The organism is Lysobacter claricitrinus (genome assembly GCF_045866565.1).
GTDB classification, from domain to species: Bacteria; Pseudomonadota; Gammaproteobacteria; order Xanthomonadales; family Xanthomonadaceae; genus Cognatilysobacter; species Cognatilysobacter claricitrinus.
This window is the reverse complement of record NZ_BAAFZV010000001.1, coordinates 932,743-958,190: the sequence shown is the minus strand read 5'-3', so window position 1 is coordinate 958,190 and position 25,448 is coordinate 932,743. Positions and strand designations below refer to the sequence as shown.

The 25,448-nt window shown below is 70.0% G+C and carries 28 protein-coding genes; 14 read left to right on the top strand and 14 right to left on the bottom strand.

Features of this window, described 5'->3' with window-relative positions; translation table 11 throughout:
• Positions 1 to 18 precede the first annotated feature (18 nt).
• The 5 genes from ACKTTN_RS04185 (at position 19) to hemB (ending at position 4,870) form a co-directional block, all read left to right on the top strand.
• Positions 19 to 1,020, top strand: coding sequence for a sulfate ABC transporter substrate-binding protein (locus ACKTTN_RS04185; RefSeq protein WP_407908611.1), 1,002 nt, complete (start codon positions 19 to 21; stop codon positions 1,018 to 1,020).
• A gap of 29 nt (positions 1,021 to 1,049) precedes the next feature.
• Positions 1,050 to 1,898 (top strand): sulfate ABC transporter permease subunit CysT, encoded by an 849-nt coding sequence (gene cysT / locus ACKTTN_RS04180; protein ID WP_407908710.1) that lies wholly within the window; start codon positions 1,050 to 1,052, stop codon positions 1,896 to 1,898.
• A 28-nt stretch (positions 1,899 to 1,926) separates the two neighbouring features.
• Positions 1,927 to 2,739 (top strand): sulfate ABC transporter permease subunit CysW, encoded by an 813-nt coding sequence (gene cysW / locus ACKTTN_RS04175; RefSeq protein WP_407908709.1) that lies wholly within the window; start codon positions 1,927 to 1,929, stop codon positions 2,737 to 2,739.
• Complete coding sequence (locus tag ACKTTN_RS04170) at positions 2,702 to 3,799, top strand: sulfate/molybdate ABC transporter ATP-binding protein (RefSeq protein ID WP_407908610.1); 1,098 nt, start codon at positions 2,702 to 2,704, stop codon at positions 3,797 to 3,799. The genes cysW and ACKTTN_RS04170 overlap by 38 nt, the downstream gene beginning before the upstream one ends.
• Positions 3,800 to 3,877: 78 nt before the next feature.
• Positions 3,878 to 4,870, top strand: a complete 993-nt coding sequence (gene hemB, locus ACKTTN_RS04165; RefSeq protein WP_407908609.1) for a porphobilinogen synthase — start codon at positions 3,878 to 3,880, stop codon at positions 4,868 to 4,870.
• On the opposite strand, the gene ACKTTN_RS04160 is transcribed toward hemB, so the two are convergent.
• The gene (locus tag ACKTTN_RS04160; protein WP_407908708.1) at positions 4,828 to 5,709 is read right to left on the bottom strand and encodes a TolB family protein; all 882 of its coding nucleotides are present in this window, start codon (positions 5,707 to 5,709) and stop codon (positions 4,828 to 4,830) included. The two genes, hemB and ACKTTN_RS04160, sit on opposite strands and share 43 nt — an antisense overlap.
• Positions 5,710 to 5,797: 88 nt before the next feature.
• Between ACKTTN_RS04160 and aroE the strand changes: the two genes are divergently transcribed.
• Together aroE and ACKTTN_RS04150 are read left to right on the top strand one after the other, a co-directional pair.
• Positions 5,798 to 6,646: a shikimate dehydrogenase gene (aroE, locus tag ACKTTN_RS04155; protein ID WP_407908608.1), complete on the top strand. Its 849-nt coding sequence runs from the start codon at positions 5,798 to 5,800 to the stop codon at positions 6,644 to 6,646.
• Complete coding sequence (locus ACKTTN_RS04150; protein WP_407908607.1) at positions 6,643 to 6,912, top strand: YkgJ family cysteine cluster protein; 270 nt, start codon at positions 6,643 to 6,645, stop codon at positions 6,910 to 6,912. Before aroE ends, ACKTTN_RS04150 begins: the two co-directional genes overlap by 4 nt.
• On the opposite strand, the gene ACKTTN_RS04145 is transcribed toward ACKTTN_RS04150, so the two are convergent.
• Positions 6,903 to 7,364, bottom strand: a complete 462-nt coding sequence (locus ACKTTN_RS04145) for a DUF3465 domain-containing protein (RefSeq protein ID WP_407908606.1) — start codon at positions 7,362 to 7,364, stop codon at positions 6,903 to 6,905. The genes ACKTTN_RS04150 and ACKTTN_RS04145 overlap by 10 nt on opposite strands.
• Positions 7,365 to 7,551: 187 nt before the next feature.
• On the opposite strand from ACKTTN_RS04145, the gene ACKTTN_RS04140 reads away from it, so the two are divergent.
• The gene (locus ACKTTN_RS04140; protein WP_407908605.1) at positions 7,552 to 8,085 is read left to right on the top strand and encodes a hypothetical protein; all 534 of its coding nucleotides are present in this window, start codon (positions 7,552 to 7,554) and stop codon (positions 8,083 to 8,085) included.
• Positions 8,086 to 8,279: 194 nt separating this feature from the next.
• On the opposite strand, the gene ACKTTN_RS04135 is transcribed toward ACKTTN_RS04140, so the two are convergent.
• The 8 genes from ACKTTN_RS04135 to ACKTTN_RS04100 are packed head-to-tail and all read right to left on the bottom strand — an operon-like array spanning position 8,280 to position 16,196.
• Positions 8,280 to 9,608, bottom strand: a complete 1,329-nt coding sequence (locus tag ACKTTN_RS04135; RefSeq protein ID WP_407908604.1) for a DUF58 domain-containing protein — start codon at positions 9,606 to 9,608, stop codon at positions 8,280 to 8,282.
• The gene (locus ACKTTN_RS04130; protein ID WP_407908603.1) at positions 9,605 to 10,585 is read right to left on the bottom strand and encodes an AAA family ATPase; all 981 of its coding nucleotides are present in this window, start codon (positions 10,583 to 10,585) and stop codon (positions 9,605 to 9,607) included. Before ACKTTN_RS04130 ends, ACKTTN_RS04135 begins: the two co-directional genes overlap by 4 nt.
• Positions 10,582 to 11,730, bottom strand: coding sequence for a DUF4350 domain-containing protein (locus tag ACKTTN_RS04125; RefSeq protein ID WP_407908602.1), 1,149 nt, complete (start codon positions 11,728 to 11,730; stop codon positions 10,582 to 10,584). Before ACKTTN_RS04125 ends, ACKTTN_RS04130 begins: the two co-directional genes overlap by 4 nt.
• Entirely contained in the window at positions 11,727 to 13,253 is a 1,527-nt protein-coding gene (locus ACKTTN_RS04120; RefSeq protein WP_407908601.1) for a DUF4129 domain-containing protein, read from the bottom strand. Before ACKTTN_RS04120 ends, ACKTTN_RS04125 begins: the two co-directional genes overlap by 4 nt.
• Positions 13,250 to 14,266, bottom strand: a complete 1,017-nt coding sequence (locus ACKTTN_RS04115; RefSeq protein ID WP_407908600.1) for a stage II sporulation protein M — start codon at positions 14,264 to 14,266, stop codon at positions 13,250 to 13,252. Before ACKTTN_RS04115 ends, ACKTTN_RS04120 begins: the two co-directional genes overlap by 4 nt.
• Complete coding sequence (locus ACKTTN_RS04110) at positions 14,263 to 14,949, bottom strand: RDD family protein (RefSeq protein ID WP_407908599.1); 687 nt, start codon at positions 14,947 to 14,949, stop codon at positions 14,263 to 14,265. The genes ACKTTN_RS04115 and ACKTTN_RS04110 overlap by 4 nt, the downstream gene beginning before the upstream one ends.
• 20 nt (positions 14,950 to 14,969) lie before the next feature.
• The gene (locus ACKTTN_RS04105; RefSeq protein WP_407908598.1) at positions 14,970 to 15,611 is read right to left on the bottom strand and encodes an RDD family protein; all 642 of its coding nucleotides are present in this window, start codon (positions 15,609 to 15,611) and stop codon (positions 14,970 to 14,972) included.
• A gap of 48 nt (positions 15,612 to 15,659) precedes the next feature.
• A complete protein-coding gene (locus ACKTTN_RS04100; protein WP_407908597.1) occupies positions 15,660 to 16,196 on the bottom strand; it encodes a gamma carbonic anhydrase family protein in 537 nt (178 codons plus the stop codon).
• Between the two features lie 44 nt (positions 16,197 to 16,240).
• Here ACKTTN_RS04100 and ACKTTN_RS04095 point away from each other — a divergent pair, with 44 nt between their 5' ends.
• Positions 16,241 to 17,638 (top strand): coniferyl aldehyde dehydrogenase, encoded by a 1,398-nt coding sequence (locus tag ACKTTN_RS04095; RefSeq protein ID WP_407908596.1) that lies wholly within the window; start codon positions 16,241 to 16,243, stop codon positions 17,636 to 17,638.
• 3 nt (positions 17,639 to 17,641) lie between these two features.
• Here the strand turns inward: ACKTTN_RS04095 and ltaE are convergent, their stop codons facing one another.
• Positions 17,642 to 18,646, bottom strand: a complete 1,005-nt coding sequence (gene ltaE / locus ACKTTN_RS04090; protein ID WP_407908595.1) for a low-specificity L-threonine aldolase — start codon at positions 18,644 to 18,646, stop codon at positions 17,642 to 17,644.
• 70 nt (positions 18,647 to 18,716) lie between these two features.
• Here ltaE and xth point away from each other — a divergent pair, with 70 nt between their 5' ends.
• A complete protein-coding gene (xth, locus tag ACKTTN_RS04085) occupies positions 18,717 to 19,511 on the top strand; it encodes an exodeoxyribonuclease III (protein WP_407908594.1) in 795 nt (264 codons plus the stop codon).
• Between the two features lie 69 nt (positions 19,512 to 19,580).
• Here the strand turns inward: xth and ACKTTN_RS04080 are convergent, their stop codons facing one another.
• Both ACKTTN_RS04080 and ACKTTN_RS04075 read right to left on the bottom strand, forming a co-directional pair.
• Positions 19,581 to 19,853, bottom strand: a complete 273-nt coding sequence (locus ACKTTN_RS04080; protein WP_027082319.1) for a GlsB/YeaQ/YmgE family stress response membrane protein — start codon at positions 19,851 to 19,853, stop codon at positions 19,581 to 19,583.
• A 159-nt stretch (positions 19,854 to 20,012) separates the two neighbouring features.
• On the bottom strand, positions 20,013 to 21,380 hold the full coding sequence (locus ACKTTN_RS04075; RefSeq protein WP_407908593.1) for an AMP-binding protein: 1,368 nt from the start codon (positions 21,378 to 21,380) through the stop codon (positions 20,013 to 20,015).
• 69 nt (positions 21,381 to 21,449) lie between these two features.
• On the opposite strand from ACKTTN_RS04075, the gene ACKTTN_RS04070 reads away from it, so the two are divergent.
• Positions 21,450 to 22,040: a 4'-phosphopantetheinyl transferase family protein gene (locus ACKTTN_RS04070; RefSeq protein WP_407908592.1), complete on the top strand. Its 591-nt coding sequence runs from the start codon at positions 21,450 to 21,452 to the stop codon at positions 22,038 to 22,040.
• Between the two features lie 6 nt (positions 22,041 to 22,046).
• Here ACKTTN_RS04070 and rsmG read toward each other — a convergent pair whose 3' ends face one another.
• Positions 22,047 to 22,697: a 16S rRNA (guanine(527)-N(7))-methyltransferase RsmG gene (gene rsmG / locus ACKTTN_RS04065; RefSeq protein WP_407908591.1), complete on the bottom strand. Its 651-nt coding sequence runs from the start codon at positions 22,695 to 22,697 to the stop codon at positions 22,047 to 22,049.
• Positions 22,698 to 22,859: 162 nt separating this feature from the next.
• Here rsmG and ACKTTN_RS04060 point away from each other — a divergent pair, with 162 nt between their 5' ends.
• The 3 genes from ACKTTN_RS04060 (at position 22,860) to ACKTTN_RS04050 (ending at position 25,437) form a co-directional block, all read left to right on the top strand.
• Entirely contained in the window at positions 22,860 to 23,666 is an 807-nt protein-coding gene (locus ACKTTN_RS04060) for a ParA family protein (RefSeq protein ID WP_407908590.1), read from the top strand.
• On the top strand, positions 23,663 to 24,583 hold the full coding sequence (locus ACKTTN_RS04055; protein WP_407908589.1) for a ParB/RepB/Spo0J family partition protein: 921 nt from the start codon (positions 23,663 to 23,665) through the stop codon (positions 24,581 to 24,583). The genes ACKTTN_RS04060 and ACKTTN_RS04055 overlap by 4 nt, the downstream gene beginning before the upstream one ends.
• Positions 24,584 to 24,711: 128 nt before the next feature.
• Positions 24,712 to 25,437 (top strand): glycosyltransferase family 2 protein, encoded by a 726-nt coding sequence (locus ACKTTN_RS04050; protein WP_407908588.1) that lies wholly within the window; start codon positions 24,712 to 24,714, stop codon positions 25,435 to 25,437.
• Positions 25,438 to 25,448 lie beyond the last annotated feature (11 nt).

The window sequence follows — 25,448 nt, the reverse complement described above, 5'->3', positions numbered from 1 at the left end:
CCGCAGAGGCCTCCCCCCATGAAGACCTTGCTCCGCACCGCCGTGCTCGCCGCGACGCTGATCGCCGGCGCCGCACACGCGAAAGACCTGCAACTGCTCAACGTCTCCTACGACCCGACGCGCGAGTTCTATGCGGACGTCAACACGCGCTTCGCCGCCGAGTGGAAGCAGAAGACCGGCGAAACGCTGGACATCCGCGCATCGCACGGCGGTTCCGGCAAGCAGGCGCGTTCGGTGATCGACGGGCTCGAAGCCGACGTGGTGACGCTGGCGCTCGCCGGCGACATCGATGCGATCGCGCAGAACGGCAAGCTGCTACCGGCGAACTGGCAGACGCGCCTTCCGCACAACAGTGCGCCCTACACGTCGACCATCGTGTTGCTGGTGCGCAAGGGCAACCCGAAGGGCATCAAGGACTGGGGCGACTTGGTCAAGCCGGGCGTCGCGGTGATCACGCCGAACCCGAAGACCTCGGGCGGTGCGCGCTGGAACTACCTGGCCGCGTGGACGTATGCCTCGCAGCAGTTGCGCGACGGCGACAAGGTGGTCGACTGGATGGCGAAGCTGTTCAAGAACGTGCCGGTGCTCGATTCCGGCGCGCGCGGCGCGACGACGACCTTCGTCGAACGCGGCATCGGCGACGTGCTGATCGCGTGGGAGAACGAAGCGCTGCTCACGCTCGCGCAGCCGGGCAATGCCGGCAAGTACGAGATCGTGGTGCCGTCGGTGTCGATCCTCGCCGAACCGCCGGTGGCGTGGGTCGACAAGAACGTCGCGAAACACGGCACGCGCAAGCAGGCCGAGGCCTACCTGCGCTTCCTGTATTCGCCGGAAGGCCAGCAGCTCGCGGCGAAACACTTCTTCCGCCCCATCGATAACGCCGCTGTTCCGGCCGCGGATCTCGCACGCTTTCCCAAGGTGAAGCTCGTCACCATTGACGGCGCGTTCGGCGGCTGGAAGAAGGCGCAGGCGCAGCACTTCGCCGACGGCGGCTTCTTCGACCGCATCTATCACCCGTGACGTCCGCGGCGACCGCCATCGAAGGCCCGATGCCGCGCACGCCCCGACGTGCGCGGCGCTCGCCGTTGCCCGGCTTCGGCCTGAGCCTCGGGCTGGGCATGGCGTGGATGGGCGCCGTCGTGCTGCTGCCCTTGCTCGCGCTCGCGGTGCGCGCAGCGGGGCTCGGCGCGGAGGGCTGGTTGCGCGCGATCCGCGACGAACGCGTGCAGCACGCATTGGCGCTGAGCTTCGGCGCCTCGTTCGTCGCGGCGGTGATCGCATCCCTGGCCGGCGTGCTGATCGCCTGGGTGCTGGTGCGTTATCGCTTCCCCGCGCGACGCCTGCTCGATGCGCTGGTCGACCTGCCATTCGCGCTGCCGACCGCGGTCGCCGGTATCGCGCTCACCGCGATCTATTCGCCGAAGGGTTGGGTCGGGCAGTACGCCGAATCGCTGGGCTTGAAGATCGCGTACACGCCGATCGGCATCGTGATCGCCTTGGTGTTCATCGGCCTGCCGTTCGCGGTGCGCACCGTGCAGCCGGTGCTGGAATCGCTGGGTCGCGAGCAGGAAGAAGCTGCCGCGTCGCTCGGCGCCTCGCGTTTCACCACGTGGCGGCGCGTGGTGGTTCCGGAAGTACTGCCCGCCGCGCTCACCGGTTTCTCGCTCGCGTTCGCCCGTGCGCTCGGCGAATACGGCTCGGTGATCTTCATCGCGGGAAATCTTCCGTACAAGACGGAGATCGCGCCGCTGTTGATCACCATCCGCCTGGAGGAATACGACTACAACGGCGCGATCGCGATCGCCGCGTTGCTGCTGGTCGCGTCGTTCGTCTGCCTGGTGGCGATCAATGCGGTCCCGTCGTTGTTCGCGCATTCGAAGGGTGGGCGCCGTGGCTGAGCGTCATCCGCTGGACGCGCCCGCCTGGATGCGCTGGCCACTGATCGTGCTGGCCTTCGTCCTGATGGCCGCGCTGGTGGTGCTGCCCCTGGCGATGGTGCTGGGCGCCGCGTTCGGCCAGGGCTTTCGCACATGGTGGGACGCGCTGGCGACCGAGGACGCGATCGCCGCGCTCAAGCTCACGCTGTTCACCGCCGGCATCGCGGTGCCGCTCAACGCGTTCTTCGGCCTCTTGCTCGCATGGGCGGTGACGCGCTTCGACTTCCGCGGCAAGCGCCTGCTGCTCGCGCTGATCGACCTGCCGTTCGCGGTGTCGCCGGTGGTCGCGGGCCTGTGCCTCGTGCTGCTGTTCGGCTCGCACGGCTGGTTCGCGTCATTCCTCGAAGCGCATGACCTCAAGATCCTGTTCGCGCGGCCCGGCATCGTGCTGGCGACGATCTTCATCACTTTTCCCTTCGTCGCGCGCGAACTCATTCCGCTGATGCAGCAACAGGGTGCGGACGAGGAACTCGCCGCGCGTTCGCTGGGCGCGGGTGCGTGGACGATGTTCCGTCGCGTGACGCTGCCCAACATCAAGTGGGGCCTGCTCTACGGCGTGCTGCTGTGCGCTGCGCGCGCGATGGGCGAGTTCGGCGCGGTGTCGGTGGTGTCCGGCCATATCCGCGGGCTCACCAACACGCTGCCGCTGCACATCGAGATCCTCTACAACGAGTTCGACAGCACCGCGGCCTTCGCGGCCGCCTCGCTGCTCGCCGGCCTCGCGCTCGTCACGCTCATCCTGAAATTCTGGCTGGAGTCCCGCCATGGCGACGCCCTCGCTCGCCCTTCCATTCACCACTGAGTTCGCGCCCGTCGTGACCACCGCCCGCGCCACCGGAACGCGCCTCACCGTGCGCGGCCTGACCAAACACTACGAAGGGCTCGCCGCGCTCGATGCGGTCGATCTCGATGTCGGTGCGGGTGAACTCGTCGCGTTGCTCGGGCCATCGGGCTCCGGCAAGACCACGCTGCTGCGCGTGATCGCCGGCCTGCTCGCGCCCGACGCCGGCCGCGTGCAGTTCGACGACAGCGACGCCACGCAGCTGAGCCTGCGCGAACGCGGCGTCGGCTTCGTGTTCCAGCACTACGCGCTGTTCCGGCACATGACGGTCGCTGAGAACATCGCCTTCGGCCTGCGCAGCCGCCCGCGTTCGCGTCGACCGGCGAAAGCGGAAATCGCGCGCCGCGTGCAGGAACTGCTCGCGCTGGTGCAGCTGCCGGAGCACGGCGGCCGCTATCCCGAGCAACTCTCGGGTGGACAGAAGCAGCGCATCGCGCTCGCGCGTGCGCTCGCCATCGAGCCCCGCGTGCTGCTGCTCGACGAACCGTTCGGCGCGCTCGACGCCAAAGTGCGCGTCGAACTGCGCCGCTGGTTGCGCCGGCTGCACGAACAGACCGGGCAAACCACGCTGTTCGTCACCCACGACCAGGACGAAGCGCTCGAACTCGCCGACCGCGTGGTGCTGCTGCGCGACGGCCGCATCGAGCAGATCGGCACGCCGGCCGAGATCTACGAATCGCCGGCGTCGGCCTTCGCGTTCGACTTCATCGGGCGCGCGTCGTCGATCGATGGCGACATGCGCGACGGCCGCTTCGTCGACGGCGACGGCATCGCGCTGCCGGCCGACGCCGCATCCGGCCGCGCGCGGCTGTACTTCCGCCCGCACGACGCCGAGCTGGCGGACGACGGCTTCGCAGGCCGTGTCACCGACGTGCGGCAACTCGCCGGCACCACCACGGTCGAGGTCGAGCTTGCGCGTGGCGGCGTCGTCGAGGTCGACACGGACCGGGACGACGCCACGCCCTCGCGCGGCGACACCGTGCACGTCTGGCCACGCCGCTACCGCGCATTCCCGCACTGACGCCGGACTCGACCCGCGGCTGACCCGACGGCGGTGCCGTGCCGAACCCAGCGGCCGGCGGGAGTAAACTTTCGCGCCATGAGCTACCCCTACGTGCGACCGCGGCGGATGCGCCGCGACGAGTTCTCGCGCCGGTTGATGCGCGAGACGGTGCTGACCGCCAGCGACCTGATCTACCCCGTCTTCGTCCACGAACTCGCCGGCCGCGCGCCGATCGCGTCGATGCCCGGCATCGAGCGGCTGTCGGTCGACGAACTGCTGCGCGTGGCCGAGCAGGCGGCGGAGCTGCGCGTCCCGGCGATCGCGTTGTTTCCGGTCACCGCGCCGGAGGCGAAGTCGCTCGACGCCGCCGCCGCATGGGATGACGAAGGGCTGGTGCAGCGCGCGGTGTTCGCGCTGAAGTCGCGCTTTCCGCACCTCGGCGTGGTGACCGACGTCGCACTGGATCCGTACACCTCGCACGGTCAGGACGGGCTGATCGACGAGAACGGCTACGTGCTCAACGACGAAACGGTCGACGCGCTGGTCAAGCAGGCGCTGAGCCATGCGCGCGCCGGCGCCGACATCGTCGCGCCCAGCGACATGATGGACGGCCGCATCGGCGAGATCCGCGCCGCGCTGGAGATGGACGACCACATCCACACGCGCATCCTCGCCTACAGCGCGAAGTACGCCAGCGCGTTCTACGGCCCGTTCCGCGATGCCGTCGGCAGCGCGGCAGCGCTCGGCAAGGCCGACAAGTGCACCTACCAGATGGACCCGGCCAATTCCGACGAAGCGCTGCGCGAGGTGTCGCTCGACCTCGCCGAAGGCGCCGACATGGTGATGATCAAGCCGGGCCTGCCCTACCTCGACATCGTGCGCCGGGTGAAGGACGAATTCGGCGCGCCGACCTTCGTCTACCAGGTCAGTGGCGAGTACGCGATGCTCAAGGCGGCGTCGCTCAACGGCTGGCTCGACGAGCGCAAGGTCGCGCTGGAAGCGCTGACCTCGATCAAGCGCGCAGGCGCCGACGGCGTACTGACGTACTACGCCCTGGACGCGGCGCGCTGGTTGCGCGAAGACGCCTGACCACTGCAGGTGCCGTCGCCCTTCAGCGCCGGCACCAGGATGCGGTAGATGTCGAGCTTGCCGGCCTTCGGTGACGGCGCCGCGCCGCTCACCAGCATCTCGTTCGGCTTGTTCCAGTCGATCGATGGGCCAAGCGTCCACGCCGCTTCGGTATTGAACGCGAGCGCGAGCGGCGCGATGTCGCCGTATGTTTTCGCATGGCAGGTCGCGGTGTACAGGCGGATCGGTTTCGACGTGACGTCGTCCGAACGCGCGAACAGCAGCGCGTCGCCGTCGCCGATCCACATCGCATCGAACTCGTCGGCATCGCTGTTGATGCCGGGCACCGGCTTCGCGTCGACGAAGGCGGTGCCGTTCCACGTTGCGACGAACAGGTCGTGGCGACGTGCGCCCGCAACGCCGTCGCTCGCGAACAGAAGGCGCGTGCCATCGCGATTCGGCGTCGGCGCCCATTCGTCGCCGCGGGTGTTCACGCCGGGGCCGAGGTTCTGCGCGGCCCCTATGGAACCGTCGGCAGCGACCGGCGCGCGGTAAATGTCGTCGCCGCCCTGGCCGCCGTCGCGATTCGAGAAGAAGTACAGCCAGCGGCCATCGGCGCCGAACATCGGGTCGAACTCTTTGGCCGGCGTATCGAGCTCGAGCGGACGCGGCTGCTGCCAGCGACCGTCGATGCGCGCTGCGCGCCACAGATCCCAACCGCCAGGCCCGCCGACGCGGTCGGGGCTGCCCCAGACGATCATCGTGCCGTCGGGGCTGATCGTCGCGCGGACCTCGCTGTCGCGCGTGGACACCACGCCGACGCCTTCCATGCCCCAGGGCGCGAACGCGGTGCAGGGCATCGCGACGAGAAGCGCGGCGACGGCAGCGGCGACGCCGCGGGAACGGTGGTGTACGGTGCGCACGCGTGGAATCCGGCAGCGAGGACCGATGCACCGTAACCGATTCGCCGTGTTCGGCCACCCCGTCGCGCATTCGCGTTCGCCGTACATCCATGCGGCGTTCGCGGCGCAGTGCGGGATCGAGCTCGACTACGCGCGCATCGATGCGGGCCCGGATGACTTCGGAGCGGCCTTGCATCGCTTCGCCGTCGACGGTGGCCGCGGCGCAAACGTGACATTGCCGCACAAGGGCGCGGCCGCCACGTTGTGCGCGACGCGCAGTGCACGCGCCGAACGCGCGGCCGCGGTGAACACGCTGGTGCGGCTCGAGGATGTCGACGGCGGCGCGCGCTGGCACGGCGACAACACCGACGGCATCGGCTTGGTGCGCGACCTGCGCGAGCGTCACCGCGTCATGCTCGACGGCGCTCGGGCACTGCTGATCGGCGCGGGCGGTGCGGCGGGGGGTGTCGCGCCGGCGTTGCTGGATGCGGGGCTCGCAGCACTCGTCATCACCAATCGATCGGACGATCGCCTCGCCGCACTCGGCAGCCGACTCGACGACCCGCGCGTGAATCTGCGTGCGTGGGACGACGTCGGCAACGAGAACGCCATCGACATCGTCATCAACACGACATCCGCGGCCCGCAGCGACGCGGCGATCGAGTGGCCGTTGCCGCGCGTGCTGGCGGCCGACTGGACAGCAGTCGACCTCGGTTACGGCGACGCCGCCCGCGCGTTTCTCGACGCGGCCGCGCAACGCGGTGCCGGTGCGCGCATCGACGGCCTCGGCATGCTGGTCGAACAGGCCGCCGAGAGCTTCCGCCTCTGGCATGGCGTGATGCCCGACACCGCGCCCGTCTACGCCGCCTTGCGCGACGGCCGCGACCTGCGATGAGCGCGCTCGCCTGTCGCGCCGGTTGCGCGGCCTGCTGCATCGCGCCGTCGATCAGCTCGCCGATTCCGGGCATGCCGCACGGCAAGCCGGCCGGCGTGCCGTGCGTGCAGCTGGACGATCAGTTGCGATGCCGGCTGTTCGGCGACCCGCGGCGTCCGGCGGTGTGTGCGTCGCTGCGACCTTCGCCGTCCATGTGCGGTGCCGACCGTGACGACGCGCTGCGCATGCTGGCGCAACTGGAAGCGGTGACGTCGCCTCAGTCGTAGGTGCGGCCGCGCCAGCGCAACCAGCCGGCCGGGTGCGTGCCGTGCGGGTCATGGTGCGTCCAGTGCAGGGTGCCGCCTTTCGGGTTCCACACGTACTCGCCGCGGAAACCGACGTCGTCGCCGGCCGCGAGGCCGTCCAGGCGCGGGGACAGCGCGATGTTGTGCGCGACCAGCACGGTGCTGCCGTCGTCGAGGGCGAGCACGAAACGCTGGTGCGGGCTGCCTTCACGGTCGTCGGCCAGCACGCGCACCACGCGGCCGCGGCCTTCGACTTCCGCGACGGACGCATGCGCGCGCGCCGCGGCGAGGATCGATGCATCGCCCGGCGGCGCCACGCCCGCATCGGGCGCAGGCGGCGGCGTCGATGGATCGCGTGAGGCGGGTTCGCGCGCCACGAGCCACGCGGCGACACCCGCGAGCAGCAGCGTGACGACGGTCGCAGGTCGGCGCATCGTAATCTCCGCGATGACGGTTCGAAGCACCGGACGAGCCCGGCATGCGACGCATCGTGCCATTGTCCGCGCGTGCCGTTCACATGACGGGGGCGACAATGCGCGCCCGTCGCTCCATGTGGGCGGCGCGCCAACAGGGGACCCCGGCCGATCCACCGGCCGCCACCGTGCCGCCCCGAGGAAATGCATGTCCGTCCGCCCCGAACATCTCCGCGCCGTAAACCCCCAGGACCGCGTGATCGACATCGATCCGACCTGGCTCGATTTCGGTACGGACGATCCGTTGGACGCGGCCCGCTGGATCAACGCCTGCGCGGCATGCAACGCGGCGCCATCGCTGGAGTTCAACGGCGAGCGCTGGCAGGTGACCTGCAGTTGCGGCCAGTGCGGCACGCCCGGCCAGCTCGCGGCGATCGCCGCGGTGAACTGGAACAAGTCGCCGCTGTCGCGCCATCCGCATTACGAGACGCTGCCGTTCTTCGCGCTCGACGGGCTGTCGGTCCCGCGCGCCCGAGAGAAGCTGATCCGCATCCGCGAATACCTGGAAGAGCAGAAGCGCCGCTGCGAACGCCGCGTCCGCGCGCGCGAGCCGTTCGGCCACCGCTATTTCCAGCGCATCCGCGCCTACCTCGCCTGGGCGATCTATGCGCAGGGCCTGGTGCGCGAGACCGAGAACGCGCTGTTCGACGACGTCGCCGAGAACGCACCGCGCGTCGCGTAAGGGGTCGACGCGCGGTACGGCCGCGCGCGATGTGACGTTCCTGACTGCCTGGCGCACGCAAGTACAGCGCATCCGCGTTTACGTGCGAGCGATGCCCGGCGAGCCTCGCGGATACCGGCTCCGTTTCGCGTATGCGGGCCGCGCGCAGCGGCGTTCAAGACACCCTCGACATCGACCGCCCGTGCGCTGCGCGGCTACAACAACCCGTCCCGCTTCACCGCCAGATATTTCTCGACCAGCGCCGCAGGCAACTGCTCGCAGGTGACGTCGAGCACCAGCACGCCGTGGCTGCGCAGCGCGTCGTGCGCTTCGGTGCGGCGCGCGAGGTACTGCGCGGTGGCGCCTGCGGTGAGCGCGCCCTGCAGGTCGGTCACCTCGGCCGCCAGCGCCTGGTCGAGTGCGGCTTCGCGCAGGCTGGCGATACACACGAGATGACGACGACGCAGCAGTTGCACCGCGGCGAGCACGTCGTCCATGTCCTCGTCGCGCAGGTTGGTGACCATCATCACTAGCGAGCGTCGACGCTGGCGCAGCGCGATCTCGGTGGCGGCGGCGAGGAAATCGGTGGCGACCGGCCGCGGCTGCAGCGCATAGGTCGCGCGCAGCAGGCGGTCGATCGCGGTCGCGCCGCGTTGTGGCGGCACCCATGCGGCATCGCCGCCACTGGCCAGCAGGCCGACCGCGTCGCCCTGCCGCAACGCCAGCCATGCGACCACGAGCGCTGCATCGAGCACGTGGTCGAAATGGCTCATCGCATCGTCGCGCGCGAGCAGGCGGCGACCGGTATCGAGCATCAGCACGACCTGCTGGTTGCGCTCGTCCTGGTATTCGCGCGAGATCAGCCGGCGCGTGCGCGCGGTGGCCTTCCAGTCGATCTGCCGCATCGAATCGCCGACGCGGTATTCGCGCATCTGGTGGAAGTCGGTGCCTTCGCCGCGACGCCGCTTGAGATGCGCACCGACGAGCCGCGACGCCTGGTCGGCGCTGAACATCGCGAAGCGCGCGAGCGGCGCGAAGTTCGGGAACACGCGCACGTGCTGCGCGGCACCGGCGATGACGTCGCGACGCAGCAACCGCCACGGCGAATGGAGCCGGAGTTGCACGCCGTCGAACGCGAAGTCGCCGCGGACGTTCGGCGTCAGCCGGTAGGCGAACTGCGTCTCGACACCCCGCTTGACGTCGACGCGACGCGGCAGGTCGCGCACGCCCCAGCCGCCCGGATGCAGGTCGAACACATCGGCGCGCAGGTGGCGCGACGCGACCTCGTCGAACACCAGCGTCACCGGGGTTTCGCTGCCGACCGGCCACGTCTCCGGCATCTGCCGGCGCACGTTCGGCGCGCGCAGCAGCATCAGGCGCAGCGCGTCGACTGCGACGAGCAGCCCGATCGCCACGCCCGTCCACATCCACGCCGTGCGGTCGACCAGCGACAGCAGAAAGGCGACGCCGACCACCGCCCATCCCGCGAGCAGCACGAGCAGCGGCGCGGCCGGACGCGGCCAGCGGGCGCGCGCTTCGCTCACTGGCGCGGCGCTTCCACGCGTGCGAGCAGCGCCTTGAGCACGGTGTCGGTCGACTGGCCTTCCAGCTGCAGTTCGGGCGACAGGCCGATGCGATGGCGCAGCGCGGGCAACGCGATCTCTCGCACGTCATCCGGGGTCACGAAGTCGCGGCCGGCGAGCACCGCCTGCGCACGCGCACAGCGCACCAGCGCGATCGAGCCGCGCGGACCTGCGCCCAGCGCGATGCCGGCCCAGTCGCGCGTGCTCGCCGCGATGCGCACCGCGTAGTCGATGATCGCGTCGTCGACGTGCAGCTGCGCGGTCGCGTTCTGCATCGCGACGATGTCGTCCGGACCCAGCACGCGCGGCACGCTGGACAGGTCGAAGGTGCTCGCCGCACCGCGGCTGACATCGGCGACCATGCGCACTTCGTCCGCGCGCGACGGGTAACCGATCAGCACCTTGAGCAGGAAGCGGTCGAGTTGCGCTTCGGGCAGCGGATACGTGCCTTCGTGTTCCAGCGGGTTCTGCGTGGCCAACGCCATGAACGGCGGCGGCAGTTCGAAGCTCTGGCCCTCGATCGTGACCTGGCGCTCGGCCATGGCTTCGAGCAGCGCGGCCTGCGTCTTCGCCGGTGCGCGATTGATCTCGTCGGCCAGCAGCAGGTTGGTGAATACCGGCCCGCGGCGGATCGAGAACGTTTCCGTCTTCGGGTCCCACACCGCGTGGCCGCTGATGTCGCTGGGCATCAGGTCGGGCGTGAACTGCACGCGCGCGTGCTGGCAGTCGAGCGCCTGCGCGAGCGCGCGCACCAGCAGCGTCTTGCCGAGGCCGGGCACGCCTTCGATCAGCACGTGGCTGCCTGCGAGCAGTGCGACGAGGATCTGTTCGAGCACCTCGGGTTGGCCGATGAAGGCGCCGGACACCGCATCGCGCAGGCGCGTGGCGGCCTCGGCGAGCGCGTCGCCGGTGAGCGGTGTGGAAGCGGTGTCGGTCATAGCCGGTTTCTCATGCGGACAAGGGTGGCGATCCGCGCGACGAGTGCTTTCGCATCGCGCGGATCGGGAGGTGTGAGGGCGTCGACGATCTGCGCTTCGGGCACGCCGGTGCGTTCGACGAGGCGCACCGCCTGCACGTGGCCCTGCAGCGCGGCGGCCTGCGGATCACGGCGGCGCAGGCGGGCCTGGAAGGCGTCGAGCAGCGCGGCGTACAGCACGTCCGCCTGCCCGTAGCGCCAGTCGTGTTCGCCACTGGCAGCAACGTGCTCGAGCAGCGAACGACGCTCGAGCGCGGGCGATGGCAGGAGCGGCCCGAAACGGCGCATCCGCGCCCACAGCCAGCCGGTCAGCAACAGCGTCAGCGGCAGCCAGACCGGCCAGCCCCGGCGCACCAGCGTCATCCACAACGACGGGATGTCGCTGCTGTGCACGAGATGCACCACGCCGCGCGCATTGCCGCCGGCGATCAGCTGATGCGCGAAGGCTGCGTTCGCGCGCGACTGCAGGCGATCGGTGGTGAGGAATTCGAGCGAGCCGATGACATCGACGCTGCCGGCGCCGACGCGCACGCGCGCCAGCACGTCGCCGTCACCGTCACCTAGGCGCTGCAGCGTGCCCGCGGGGGAATCGAAACGGCGCGTGCGGCACAGCGCGTACGGGATCGCATCGCCGGCCGCGGTATCCACGCATCCGCCGGCACCGCGTCGCACGCGGACACCGATGTCGTCGAGCAGGGGAACGCCGATGTGCGCGGTGCTGTCGCGGTTGCGCACGCCACCGGTGAACGCGTCGAACGCGGCGTCCGGCGCCGGCAACGCGACGATGAGATGGCCGCCGCGACGCACCCAGTCGAGCACCGACGCGCGGGTCGATGCAGACAGGCTGCGCGGGTCGCCGTCATACAGCACCGTGTCGTTCGCGGTGAGATGCATCGCCGCGGGCGCGAGCTGGCGGGACGACGTGACGCGCCGGCCGTCCTTCTCCAGCGCGACGCGCAGGCCGAACAGCGGATTGCTCGCCGCCTCGCCGGTGCGCGGCAGGTCGACCCACTGGTCGACGCGCTCATACGTATGCAGCCACCACGCGACGACGCCGGCGATCACGCCCGCGCCCAGCACGATCAACAGCAGGTGCAAGCGCTTCATGCGCGCCACCCGAACTGCTGCGCGGCGTCGCCGAGCGCGGCATCGAATTCATCCTGCGACGGCAGGCGCTCGGCCCATGCGGCGTACTGCCACAGGCGCACCACGCGTGCGAATGCGCGGCGCGGCGATTCCGGCAACGCCTGCGATGCGCGCAGGCATTGCGCCTCGGTGGCGCCCGGCGGCAGCACGCGCGCGGTGGCCGCGAGCATCGCCTCGACCGCGGCGCGATAGAGCAACGCCAGCGCATCGCGCGCGTGCCCGGCCAGCCACAGGCGACGCACGCTGGCGACGATGTCGTGCGGCAGGGGCTCGGCTTCGACGACCGCGCTGTCGACCGCCGGCGCGGGCAAGCCGCGCGACTCGGTGGCGATCGCGCGCAGCGAGGGCCACCAGCGATACAGCAGCCACGCGAGCACCAGCACCAGCGCGGCAGCGAGCGCCCACATCAGCCCCTCGCCGGCCGCCGCGATGGCCTTGCCGATCGCGATCAGCCAACCCGGTAGCGCCCGCGGCACGTTGTCGGGTTTGGTCGGATGCTTCAGCTTCCACGTCGACACCTTGCGCTGCGGATGCAGGCGCGGATCCTGGAAGGCGCGATCGACCGCGGATTCGAAATGCGCGGCATCGCGATAGTCCGCGCCGAACACCCGCTTCAATGCACCGGTGTCGTGCACCGGCAACGGGCACTGCGCCATCGACGCTTCGGCTGCGAACGACGGCCGCGGCGCGAGCAGCGCACAGCCGACGAGCACCAACACGCTGCCCGCCGCGAGAACGCGGGCGCGCAGGCGACGGAACGCGATCTCGATGTCCCAGCCTTCGATCTCGGTGCGCCGGTTGAGGTACTGGCCGAAACCGCTGCCGACGTAGAACGGTTCGAGGATGCAGGTCGCCGTCCACGCCAGTGTGTTCTCGACCAGCACCAGCCACGCCGGCGCGTCGCGCAGGTGGTCCCACAGATGCTGCAGCACCGTCTGCACGTAGTCGTTCGGCACGAAAAGAAACGCCAGCATCGCGAAGCCGACCAGCAGCGCCGCTTCGAAGTTCACGAACACCAGCAGGCACAACGACGCGACGCCGTAGGCCGGACCGGCCAGCACGCGGCGACGCGCGCCCGCCTGCGACGCCGGCCCGCCTTCCAGCACGTCGACCGGCATCAGCAGTGCGCGCGCCGGGCTCAGGCGTCGCCACGTGAGGTAACCGAACATCGCGCGTGCGCCGCCGCGGAACGCGCCGCGCAAGGTCGCGCGGGTGCCGGGCACCTCACCGAACACCGCGCGGGAAAGCACGAACAGCGGCACGCGATCGAACAGCGGCTTGAGCCACCACATGACGACCATCGCGAGCACCGGCTTGCCGATCGCGAACGCCGCGAGGTTGACGATGCCGAACGCGGGCACGGCGCACACCAGCCACGGGCGCCAGATCGCGCGCGCATGACGGCGCACCAGCGCGGTGCCCAGTTCGATCGCTTCCCACGACGACCGCGGGCGCAGCGCGACGGTGAGATCGTCGATCCTCATGCGGACGGGCCGTCGATTTCACCGGGCAGGTAGCGTCGGCCGCCGCGCCACAGCCATAGCCCGACCAGCGACCACAGCACCGCGGCCACCGAATACTTCACCGTCGCCGGGATCCAGCCGATCGACGACCAGAACGCTTCGAGGAACGCCGCGATCACCAGCATCGCCAGCACGCCCGCGCTGAGTAGCGCGCCGCGTTTTCCGGCCTCGACCAGCGCGTCGATGCGACGACGTTGCCCCGGCGCGAGCACGCGCAGCCCGATCTGCAAGCCCGCGCCGCCGGCGATCACCACGGCGGTCAGCTCGAACGCGGAGTGGCCGCAGACAAAGCGCCAGAACGGATCGCCACGACCCACCGCCTGCAGGTGGCCGGCGACGCCGCCGATGACGAGGCCGTTCGACAGCAGCACGAAGATCGAACCGACCGCCGCGAGCGCGCCACTCGCGAAGGTTTTGAACGCGATCGAGACGTTGTTGAAAATGTAGAAGCCGAACATCGCGACGTCCGTACCGCTGTCGCGGCCCAGTTTGTGCGCGGCATCGGCGGGGTCGTACATCGACTCCCACTGCGCGAGCTGCTCGGGCGAGAACAGCGCCGACGACAGGTCCGGATCAAGCTGGATCGCGGCGAACACCAGCGCCATCGGCACGTACAGCATCACCGCGGCGGCCAGCATGCAGCGCCACTCGGCGCGCACCAGCCGCGGAAATCCGCCGATGAAGAACGCCGCGACGCGGTGCCAGCGCGGCGCCGGCGTGCGATAGAGCACCGCGTGGCCGCGCTGCATCAGCGACTGCAGGCGCGCGGTGACCTGCGCGCTGTAGCCGCGACGCGATGCGAGTGCGAGTTGCTGCGTCAGGCGCCGGTAGCGGGCCGGAATTTCACTGTCGGCAATGGTGTTGGCATCGTGCCGGGTGCGCGCGCGGCGCGCGCTTTCGCCGCGCGTGTCGAGCCAGTGCTCGAGCGCGTCCCATTCGGCGCGGTGGCGGTCGACGAATGCGTCCTGCTTCATGCGCGACGCCCCAGCAGCCACGCGGCGATCGCGTACAGCGCGTCGGCGGCGCGACTACCGCGCGCATTGACGAGCGGCGCGGCGATGTCGGCGAGTTCGTCGCGGCGCGCGGCCGTCAGCAACGGCGCGCGTTCCGCGAAGTCGACGATCGCCGCCTGCTCGAGCGGCTGCAACGGCACGCGCGGCGGATGTGGCGCGATCACCGGCGCGGCATCGCCGTGGGTTTCAGGCAACAGGTGCACGACGAGCGTGCCGGCGACCATGTCGCCCAGGCGTCGCGCGGCGGGATCTGCAAGGCAGGCGACCAGCCCGAACGCGTAGCCGAACGGCAGCATGTCGACCACGCGCAGCAGGTTGCGCGCGAACGACGCACGCCAGCCGATCGGCGCGCCGTCCGCCGCGATCACGCGCAGGCCGAGCGCGCGCTTGCCGGGCGAACGGCCGTCCAACAGCACCTCGCAGAACACGGGATAGAACCAGTACAGCAGGAAGGCGACCACCGCCATCGCACCCGCGCCGGCGCCGCCAAGAAGGCCGAGCACGATCGATAGCGCGAACAGCACGGCCATCCGGATCGCTACGTCGATCGCCCACGCGAGCGCGCGCGGCACCGGCCCGGCGACGGGCAGATGCAAGGCGACGCCTTCGGGCGTCACCACGTCGTGGTGGGTGTCGAGGAGCATGCGCGTGGGCGGTGCTGCGGTCAGGCGTCGACGACGATGGTGTCGGCGATGCGGTCGTGCAGACAACGACGTTCTTCACCGAAGATGAAGAGCACATCGACCAGCCACAGCACGGTCGATGCCGCGGGAACCGCGCGACCCGCAAGATTGCACAGCAGGTTCATCGCGACGCCGCGCAACAGCAGCAAGCGCCAGAAACCGACCGGCGAGCCGTCGCTGCGCACCACGCGGATGCCGACGAAGCGCTTGCCCACCGTCTGCGCGTGCTGCGCCATCCAGACGATGTTCCAGATCGCGAGGCCGAGCCACAGGAACCCGGCGAACGCGAAGCTCGACATCGACGCCGCGGACGACGCGGGCTGGCCCAGCTCGGTCATCCGGTAAACATGCATCGCGGCCTTGAGGACGAGCAGCAACGGGAGCACCCACAGGCCGATGTCGATCAGCGCCGCACCAAGCCGCTTGCCGAGACTGGCCAACGCCGCGTGGTTCGTCGCGCGCGCCGATGCGTACGCGACGACGGCGGCATGCGGCGCGGCGTAAGGCGATCGTTCCAGGCCCGGCGGTAGCGGCGGCGGCGACGCAGCGGCACCCTCGCGCACGATCGGCGTGGCGATCTCGTACGGCCGCCATTCGCGGCCGCCCCCGTTGTCCTGCGTCATCGATGTCCCCTGTATCCCCGAGGGAAACTCTACCGTCCGCGCCGCGCCTCAGCCAGCGCCGAGATAGCGATCCTTGAGCCGCACGTAGTGCTGCGCCGAGTAGTACAACGCCTCGACTTCGGCGTCGCTGAGCACGCGCACCATCTTCGCGGGATTGCCGAGCCACAGCTCGCGCTCGCCGACGACCTTTCCGGGCGGCACCACCGCGCCGGCACCGACGAAGCCGTGTTTCTTGATCACCGCGCCGTCGAGCACGATCGCGCCCATGCCGATCAGCACCGCGTCTTCGATGGTGCAGGCATGCACGATGGCCTTGTGGCCGATGGTGACGTCGCTGCCGATGCGCGTGGCGAATCCGCCGAGCTTGGCGTGCGGGCCGTCGTGGCTGACGTGGATCACCGTGCCGTCCTGCACGTTGGTGCGGTCGCCGATGCGGATGAAGTTGACGTCGCCGCGGATCACCGTACCCGGCCACACGGACACGTCCTCGCCGAGCACGACGTCGCCGATGACGGTGGCCGCCTCGTCGACGTAGCAGCGCGCGCCGAGGGTCGGAAGATGGTCGAGATAGGGTCGGATCGCCATGCCGCGATTGTAGGCTGTGATCTTTCGATGCCGGCCCGCTGCGCATGAACACGCTGAATCCCGAACTCGCGGCCACGCATGCACGCCTGCTCGCCGCATGGCGTGCGAACAAGCCGGGCGTCGCACAGCGGCGCGACGACCTGCGTCGGCTCCGTGCGGAATTCCGCGCGCGACAGTCGACGATGGACGCGGCGATCCAGGCCGACTTCGGCCATCGCTCGACGCACGAGAACCTGATCGCCGAAACGCTGGTCGTGATCGCGGAGATCGACCACGCGCTCGCGCACCTCTCGCGGTGGACGCGGCCGCGGCGTGCGGCGGTCGGTTGGCGGTTGTGGCCGGCGCGCGCGAAGGTGCGGCCGATGGCGGTGGGCGTGGTCGGCATCATCGCGCCCTGGAATTACCCGGTGAACCTCGCGCTGGTGCCGCTGGTAAGCGCGATCGCCGCGGGCAACCACGTCCATCTCAAGCCGTCGGAACATACGCCACGCACGAGTGAGTGGTTGCGGGACCTGCTCGCCGCGGTGTTTCCGGACGACCGTGTCGCCACCGCGCTCGGCGGTGCGGAGATCGGCGCCGCATTCGCGTCGCTACCGTTCGACCACCTGCTGTTCACCGGCTCGACCGCGGTGGGACGCAAGGTGATGACCGCCGCCGCGCCCAACCTCACGCCCGTCACGCTCGAGCTCGGCGGCAAGGCGCCGGCGATCGTCGCGGCGGATTTCGACGTCGACCTCGCCGCGTCGCGCATCGCGACCGGCAAATGGTTCAACGCCGGCCAGACCTGCATCGGCGTCGACTACGCGTTGATCGATCGAACGCGTCGCGACACGTTCGTCGCCGCCGTCGTCGCGCAGCTGCACGCGCGCTACGGCGATCTCCCGGCCTCCGCCGATTACACACGCATCATCAGCGACGCGCAGTTCGCACGGCTTCGCGGCTACGTCGATGAAGCGCGCGCGGCGGGTGCGACCGTCATCGCGCCGTTCGGCGAGGGCGATGCGTCGACGCGCCTGTTGCCGCCCACGCTCGTACTCGATCCCCCCTCGTCGCTGCGCGTGATGCAGGAGGAAATCTTCGGCCCCATCCTGCCCGTCGTCTCCTACGACACGCTCGACGATGCGATCGCACGCGTCGCGTCGCTGGAACGACCGCTGGCGATGTATCCGTTCAGCGGTTCGCGCGAGACGGTGCAGCGCCTGGTCGAAGGCACGCTTGCGGGCGGCGTCACCGTCAACGACACGTTGCTGCATTTCGGCGCGCAGGACCTTCCGTTCGGCGGCATCGGCCCGAGTGGCATGGGCGCGATCCACGGCCGCGCCGGCTTCGATACTTTCAGCAAGCTGTTGCCCGTATTCGAGCAGCGACGCTTCGCCGTCACCGACCTGCTGCGTCCACCCTACGCGCGGCTGGACGGCGTGATCCGCTGGCTCGCACGCTGAGGCTCAGGCGAAACCGCGGAACGCGTCGATCGTGCGCGCCACGCCGTCGTCGTCGACATCGAGATGCATGACGAGGCGGATGGTCGGCAGGTAGCCGGTCGAGATCACGATGCCGCGCTCGCCGAGGTGCGCCTTGAGCGCGGCCTGGCGCCCGACCGGGATGTCGACGAACACCATGTTGGTGTGTGCGTGCGCGGGCAGGCCCAGAGTCGCGAGTTCGCTCGCCAGCGTCGCAGCGCGACGATGATCATCGGCGAGGCGCGCCACGTGGTGATCGAGCGCATGCAGCGCGCCGGCAGCGAGGATGCCGGCCTGGCGCATGCCACCGCCACAGACCTTGCGCCAGCGCTTGGCACGTTCGATGAGCTCGCGCGTGCCGGCCAGCACGGAACCGACCGGCGCGCCGAGACCCTTCGACAGGCAGACCGACACGCTGTCGAAATGCTTCGCGATCTCGCGTGCCGGCACGTTCGATGCCACCGCCGCGTTGTACAGGCGCGCGCCGTCGAGATGCAGCGTGAGCCCGCGTCGATCGCACAGCGCGCGCGCATCGGCGAGATAACCAAGCGGCATGACGCGCCCATGCCAGGTGTTCTCCAAGGCGAGCAGCTTCGTGCGCGCGAAATGCGGGTCCACCGGCTTGATCGCGCGCTCCACCGCATCGAGCGGCAGCGTGCCGTCGGCCGCGTGCGGGATGGGCTGCGGCTGGATCGAACCGAGCACGGCCGCGCCACCGCCTTCGAACTTGTAGGTGTGCGCGTCCATGCCGACGATGTATTCGTCGCCGCGCTCGCAGTGCGCCATCAGTGCGACGAGATTGGCCTGCGTGCCGCTGGGCGTGAACAGCGCGGCCTCGAAACCGAGCTCGTCGGCGACGCGCGCCTGCAGCGCATTGACGGTTGGATCCTCGCCGTAGACGTCGTCGCCGACCTGCGCGTTCCACATCGCCTCGCGCATCGCGGGCGTGGGGCGGGTAACGGTGTCGCTGCGCAGGTCGATGGGCGTCATGGCGGTCGTGCTGGACGTGGCGAAACCGGATCATGCCAGCCCGCGTGGCGGCTGCGGCTAGACTGCCGCCATGAAGATCGCCAGCTGGAACGTCAACTCGCTCAACGTGCGCCTGCCGCACCTCGAACAGTGGCTCGCCGCTGCACGGCCCGACGTGGTCGCGCTGCAGGAAACCAAGCTCGAGGACGCGCGTTTCCCCGACACCGACATCGCCGCGCTGGGCTATCGCAGCGTGTTCTCGGGGCAGAAGACCTACAACGGCGTGGCGATCCTGGCGCGCATGGACGCGCCGGGCGGCGGCGTCATCAGCGACGTGCAGATGGGCATCCCCGGCTTCGAGGACGAACAGAAGCGCGTGCTCGCGGCGACGGTGAACGGCGTGCGCATCGTCGACGTCTACGTGGTCAACGGGCAGTCGGTCGGCAGCGACAAGTACGCGTACAAGTTGCGCTGGCTCGACGCGCTGCACGCGTGGCTCGAAGGCGAACTGCAACGTCATCCGCGGCTGGTGCTGCTCGGCGACTTCAACATCGCGCCTGACGAACGCGACGTGTACGACCCCGTGCAGTGGAACGAGGACCACATCCTGACCTCGCGCGCGGAACGCGATGCGCTCGATCGCCTGCATGCGCTCGGCCTGCACGACGCGTTCCGCGCGTTGAACCCGGACGATCGCAGCTTCAGCTGGTGGGACTATCGGCAGGCGGCGTTCCGCCGCAACCTCGGCCTGCGCATCGACCTGACGCTGGTGTCGGAGGCATTGCGTGGCGAGTGCGTCGCAGCGGGCATCGATCGCGAGCCCCGCACTTGGGAACGCGCGAGCGACCACGCACCCGCGTGGGTCGAACTCGCATCGCAGACCTGACGGGAACGCCACGCCCACGAAAAAGGCCCGGGAATCCCGGGCCTTTTTCTTTTCGAAGCGTTGTGCGGATTAGCGCACGCGGCCACGACGGAACAGGTTGACGATGGCGAGCAGGACGACCGCGCCCAGCAGCGACATCAGCAGGCCGGAGAGCGAGAAGTCGCCGTTGTTGATGCTGCCGGCGTTGCCCAGCAGCATGCCGCCGAGCCAGCCGCCCAGGAACGCACCGACGATACCGACGATGATGTTCAGGAGCGCGCCCTGCTGGGCATCCGTCTTCATGATCATGCTCGCGACCCAACCAATGATGCCGCCAACGATCAGCCAGATGATGAAGCCCATGTTTTTCTCCTTTCCAGTCAGAGGGTGAATTCGGCACCCCTTCGATTGGGGGCGCCGCCAGTCTGGGAAGGCGGCTGTGACGGCCGCGTATGAAATTACTGCACGAATGCGCTGTTTTTTGCGGTTCGCGTGGGCGTCGCGTGAAAGGTCGCGCAATATTCAGCTGCGCAGCAGTTCGAGCACCAGCGAACGCGGCAACTTTCCGGTTTCGTTGCGCGGCAATGACGCGATGCAACGAAGGCGGCGCGGCAGGAACACCGGATCCATCTGCTGGCGCAGTGCGCGCAGGATGTCGTCGGGCGTCAGCGTGGGCGCGACGGCGAGCGCGGCGATGCGGCACACGCCGTGCGCATCGGCATCGAGCTGCACGACGATGCCGTCCACGACGCCGGGCACGGCGAGCAGCTTGCGCGTGAGGTCGCCGAGCGATGCGCGCTTGCCGGCGATCTCGAGAAGATCGGCGTTGCGACCGCGCAGGCGGAACCGTCCGTCGGGCAGCAACTCGACGAGGTCGGCGAGCGCGACCGGCGCCTGGAGGTGCGGCGCGTCGACGAGCGTGCCGTCGGGTTGTGGCGCGAGCGTGACACCGGGCAGCAGCGTCCAGGCATCGTCCTGCGCGGTGCGACGTCGCGCGAGGATGCAGGTCTCGGTCGAACCGAACATCTCGCGCACTTCGCAACCGAACGCGGCTTCCGCAGCCTGCGCGAGATCGCGCGGCAACGGCGCGGTGGCGGACACGATCGCGGCGAGCGGTGGCATCGCGAACGACGCATCGTCATCGCGCGCCTGCACGAGCGCGCGCAGGTGCACGGGCGTGGTGACCAGCAGCGGCGCGCGCGGACAGTCGGCGACGGCACGCGCGACGTCCTGCGGGAAGAACGGGCGATCGGCATGTACCGCGATGTCGCCGAGCAGCGGCAACATCACCGAGGTCTCCATGCCGTACATGTGCTGCGGCGGCACGGTGGCGACCAGCGGCGTGACGTGGCCGTGGGCGAGCAGGTCGCGCATCGCCGCGATGTTCTGCGCGGTGCTGCTGACGAAACTGGCGAGCGTCTTGGGGTTCGGTTTCGGTTGCCCCGTGCTGCCGGAGGTGAACCCGATCAGCAGCGTGGCGTCGGCATCGATCTCCAGCGGTGCGCCGTCGAGCTCGCCCAGCTCGTCCGGCAGGCGCCAGAAGCCGGGCGGCGCGGGGTCGAGCGCGCCGTCGCCGATGCAGATCGAATCCGGGTGGTCGGCGCGCACGCTGTCGACCACCGCCGGCGCGCGCGAGGGCGGCAGCAGCGTGACCTGCCCGCGCAGCGCGGCGGCGCACAGGGCGACGATGAAGCGGTAGCGGTCCTCGCACAGGTTCACCGCGTAGCCGGCGGCCGGAAGCGCGGCGGCGGCGGCGCGGACGTGGCGCTCGAAGCGTTCGCGGGACACGGGCGTGCCGCGGTCGTAGGCGACGATGCGCGCGGCGGCGCCGACGACCAGGGCCAGCAGGCGTCGTGCCTGCTCCGTTTCCGTTCCGATGACCGCCGACATGTGCACGACCTGACGCTTCCCCCGCCGTACTTTACGCTGCGGGGCCCGCCCGGTCAGCCGAGAACCCGCTTGCCCGACGTCCGCCGCCTCGGCCCCGTCCGCGTGGTCGACCTGCCGCATCCCGCCGGCGTGCCGGCCGAAACGCTGGCCCGCGAGTGGCTCGCAGGCGAACTCGGCGTGTCACTCCACGACACCGCCTTCGACCGCGGCCCGCACGGCCGGCCGTCGCTGCGGTACCCCGGATTCGACTGCAACTGGAGCCACAGCGGGTCGACGCTGGCGATCGCGCTGGGCGCGGGCGTGCGGGTCGGTATCGACATCGAGACGCCGAAGCCGCGACCGCGCGCACTGGAACTCGCGCGCCGCTATTTCCATGCCGACGAGGCGGCTGCGCTGGGGGCGCTGCCCGCCGACGCTCGCGAAGCCGCATTCCTGCGGCTGTGGTGCGCGAAAGAAGCCGTGCTCAAGGCGCAGGGTCGGGGGTTGGCGTTCGGCCTCCACCGCCTGCGTTTCGACCGGCTGGATGCCGCACCGCGACTGGTCGCGACCGATTCAGAGCTGGGGGCGGTCGCGCGCTGGCGGGTCGAGCCGCTGCTGATCGACGGGCTGGTCGGCACCGTCGCCTGGCGGCCATCGACCACGGAAGACGCGAACGACTGACGCCGGTCAGGCGCGGCCGACGACCACCAGATGCCGTTCGGCGTCGAGGCCGGGCACGCGCAGGGGATGACTGGCACGCAGCGCCCAGCCCGCCGGCAGCTGCGCCAGCTCGTCGACTGGGTGCACGCCCTTCATCGCCAGCAGCACGCCGTCGGGTGCGAGCAGATCGCCGCCGAGCTCGAGGATCAGCGGGATCGTCGCCAGCGCGCGTGCGGTGATCGCCGCATAGGCGCCGGGCTCGTCCACCGCTTCGATCCGCGACTCGGCCACACGCACGTCGGCCAGGCCCAGTTCGCGGATCGCCTGGCGCATGAAACGCGCCTTCTTGCCCGCGCTCTCGACCAGCGTCACCCGCAGCCCCGGCTTCACGATGGCCAGCGGGATGCCCGGCAGGCCGGCGCCGGTGCCGAGGTCGGCCAGCGCGCCGTTCGATGCGACCAGTGGATCGACGAACGGATGCATCGCCAGCGAGTCGAGCAGGTGCTTGGTCACCATCTCGCGCGGGTCGCGGATGGCGGTGAGGTTGTAGGTGGCATTCCAGCGCACCAACAGGGCGAGATAGGCCAGCAGGCGCGGCGCATGGGCCGGGTCGAGGCCCAGCTCGGCCAGCCCGGACTCGAGCATTGGACGAAGGTCGGGGGGCAGATCGGGTGGCATGGCAACAGTATGACGGGCGGCGCAGGACGGCGACCCCGGCCCCGTGATGATGCGTCTTCACGGGCATACTATGCGGTCCGGACCGGACCCCGACCGACACTGCGCGAGCAGCGTCGATCCGCCGACTCCGTGTCTTTCCAGCCCAGCAGGGGAACGAGCCGAATGGCCCGCATCATCGCGATCGCCAACCAGAAGGGCGGCGTCGGCAAGACGACGACGGCCGTCAACCTGGCCGCCGGCCTCGCCCGTGCACCGCAAAAGGTACTGCTCGTCGACCTCGACCCGCAGGGCAACGCGACGATGGGATCGGGCGTCAACAAGCGCGAGATCGAGGCGTCGATCACCGAAGTGCTGCTGGGCGAATCCGATGCGAAGGGCGCGATCGTGCGCACCGCCGAAGACTTCGACCTGCTGCCGGGCAACATCGACCTGACCGCGGCGGAAATCCAGCTGATGGATCGCAGCGAGCGCGAGCTGCAGCTCAAGCGCGTGCTGGAACCGCTGCGCGCCGACTACGACTTCATCCTGGTCGACTGCCCGCCCGCGCTGAGCCTGCTCACGCTCAACGCACTGACCGCGGCCGACTCGGTGATCGTGCCGATGCAGTGCGAGTACTACGCGCTCGAAGGCATCAGCGCGCTGGTCGATACGATCGATGCAATCCGCCAGCGGCTCAATCCGAACCTCGAGATCGAAGGCGTGCTGCGCACCATGTTCGACGTGCGCAACAACCTGGCGAACGCGGTGTCGGCCGAGCTCATCACCCATTTCGGCGACAAGGTGTTCCGCACCATCGTGCCGCGCAACGTGCGCCTGGCCGAGGCGCCCAGCCACGGCCAGTCGATCGTCGGCTACGACCGCGCGAGCCGCGGCGGCGTGGCGTATCTCGGCTTGGCGGGTGAGGTCGTGCGCCGTGCGCGCGAGCGCGACCTTGCGGCGAAGAAGGCGTTGAAGGAGGCCGCGGCATGAGTTCGGCGAAGAAGCGCGGCCTCGGTCGCGGACTGGAAGCGCTGCTCGGTCCCAAGGCCGCCGCCGAGGCGCCGCAGATCGTCGAGGCACAGCCCGGCGACACGCTACGGCAGTTGCCGGTCGACGCACTGGTCGCCGGCAAGTACCAGCCGCGCCGGCACTGGGACGAGGCGAAGCTCAACGAACTCGCCGAGTCGATCCGCGCGCAGGGCGTGATCCAGCCGATCGTGGTGCGCGAGATCCGCGACCACGGCGGCAAGACGTTCGAGATCATCGCCGGCGAACGCCGCTGGCGCGCGTCGAAGATCGCCGGCCTCGCCGACATTCCGGTGGTCGTGCGCGAGGTCGACGACCGCACCGTCGTCGCGATGGCGCTGATCGAGAACATCCAGCGCGAAGACCTCAACCCGCTCGAAGAAGCGCAGGCGCTGCAGCGCCTGATCGACGAATTCGACCTCACGCATGCGCAGGCTGCTGAAGCGGTCGGCCGTTCGCGCGCCGCGGTGTCGAACCTGCTGCGTCTGCTCGAGTTGCCGCCGGAAATCCGCGTGCTGGTCGAAACGCGCGCGATCGAGATGGGCCATGCGCGCGCGCTGCTTCCGCTCGCGCCGCAGGCCGCGGTCGCGCTCGCACGCCAGGCGGCCGAAGCGGGCTGGTCGGTGCGCGAGGTCGAGCATCGCGTGCAGCAGCTGATGGCCGGGCAGGTGCCGGCCGGCGGCAACGCCAAGCCGCGCGCGGCCAAGGCCAAGCCGGCTGCCGATATCGTGTCGCTCGAACGCGAGCTCGCCGAGACGCTGGGCACCAAGGTGTCGGTGCTCAACGGTCGCGGCAACAAGGGGCGGCTGGTCATCCACTACAGCGACCTCGAATCGCTCGAGGGTGTGCTGGAACGGCTGCGCGCCCGCCGCGACGACTGAGTTCGGCTACACGGTGCGTCGCCGCGACGCCGCGCTTCCGGCGCGCATGGAACGATCGGCGACAATTGCGCTCCAACCGGCTGGCCCCGCCGCACGGACGTGGCCGCCCCGCTTCCATCGAGAGTTCCATGACCGCTTCCCTGCCGCTGTCCGTCGTCGTGCCGGTCTTCAACGAGGAAGGCAACGTCGCCTCGCTGGTGCGCGAGATCACCGCCGCACTGCGCGGCGTCACCGACTTCGAGATCGTCTATGTCGACGACTGTTCGAAGGACGGCACGGTCGCCGCGTTGCAGGCACTCAAGGCGGAAGCGCCGGAGCTGCGCGTGGTGCGGCACATCAAGAACAGCGGGCAGAGCACAGCGACGCGCAACGGCGTCCGCGCCGCGCGCGGTGCGTGGATCGCCACGCTGGATGGCGACGGCCAGAACGATCCGGCGGACATCCCCAAGCTGCTCGCCAAGCGCGACGCCTCGCCGTCGAACGTGAAGCTGTTCGCCGGCTGGCGCGTCAACCGCCAGGACACGGGCAGCAAGCGCTGGGCGTCGAAATGGGCGAACGCGATCCGCTCGCGGATGCTGCGCGATGACACGCCCGACACCGGCTGCGGCATCAAGCTGTTCGAGCGCGAGGCCTTCCTCGACCTGCCCTACTTCGACCACATGCATCGCTACCTGCCCGCGCTGATGCAGCGCGCCGGCTGGAAGACGGTGAGCGTGCCGGTGAACCATCGCCACCGCGCCAGCGGCGTGTCCAAGTACAACAACCTCAATCGCGCACTGGTCGGCATCAGCGACCTGCGCGGCGTGTCGTGGCTGATCAAGCGCTCGCGCGTGACCGGCGTCGAGGAGGTCTGAGCGTGGTCGGC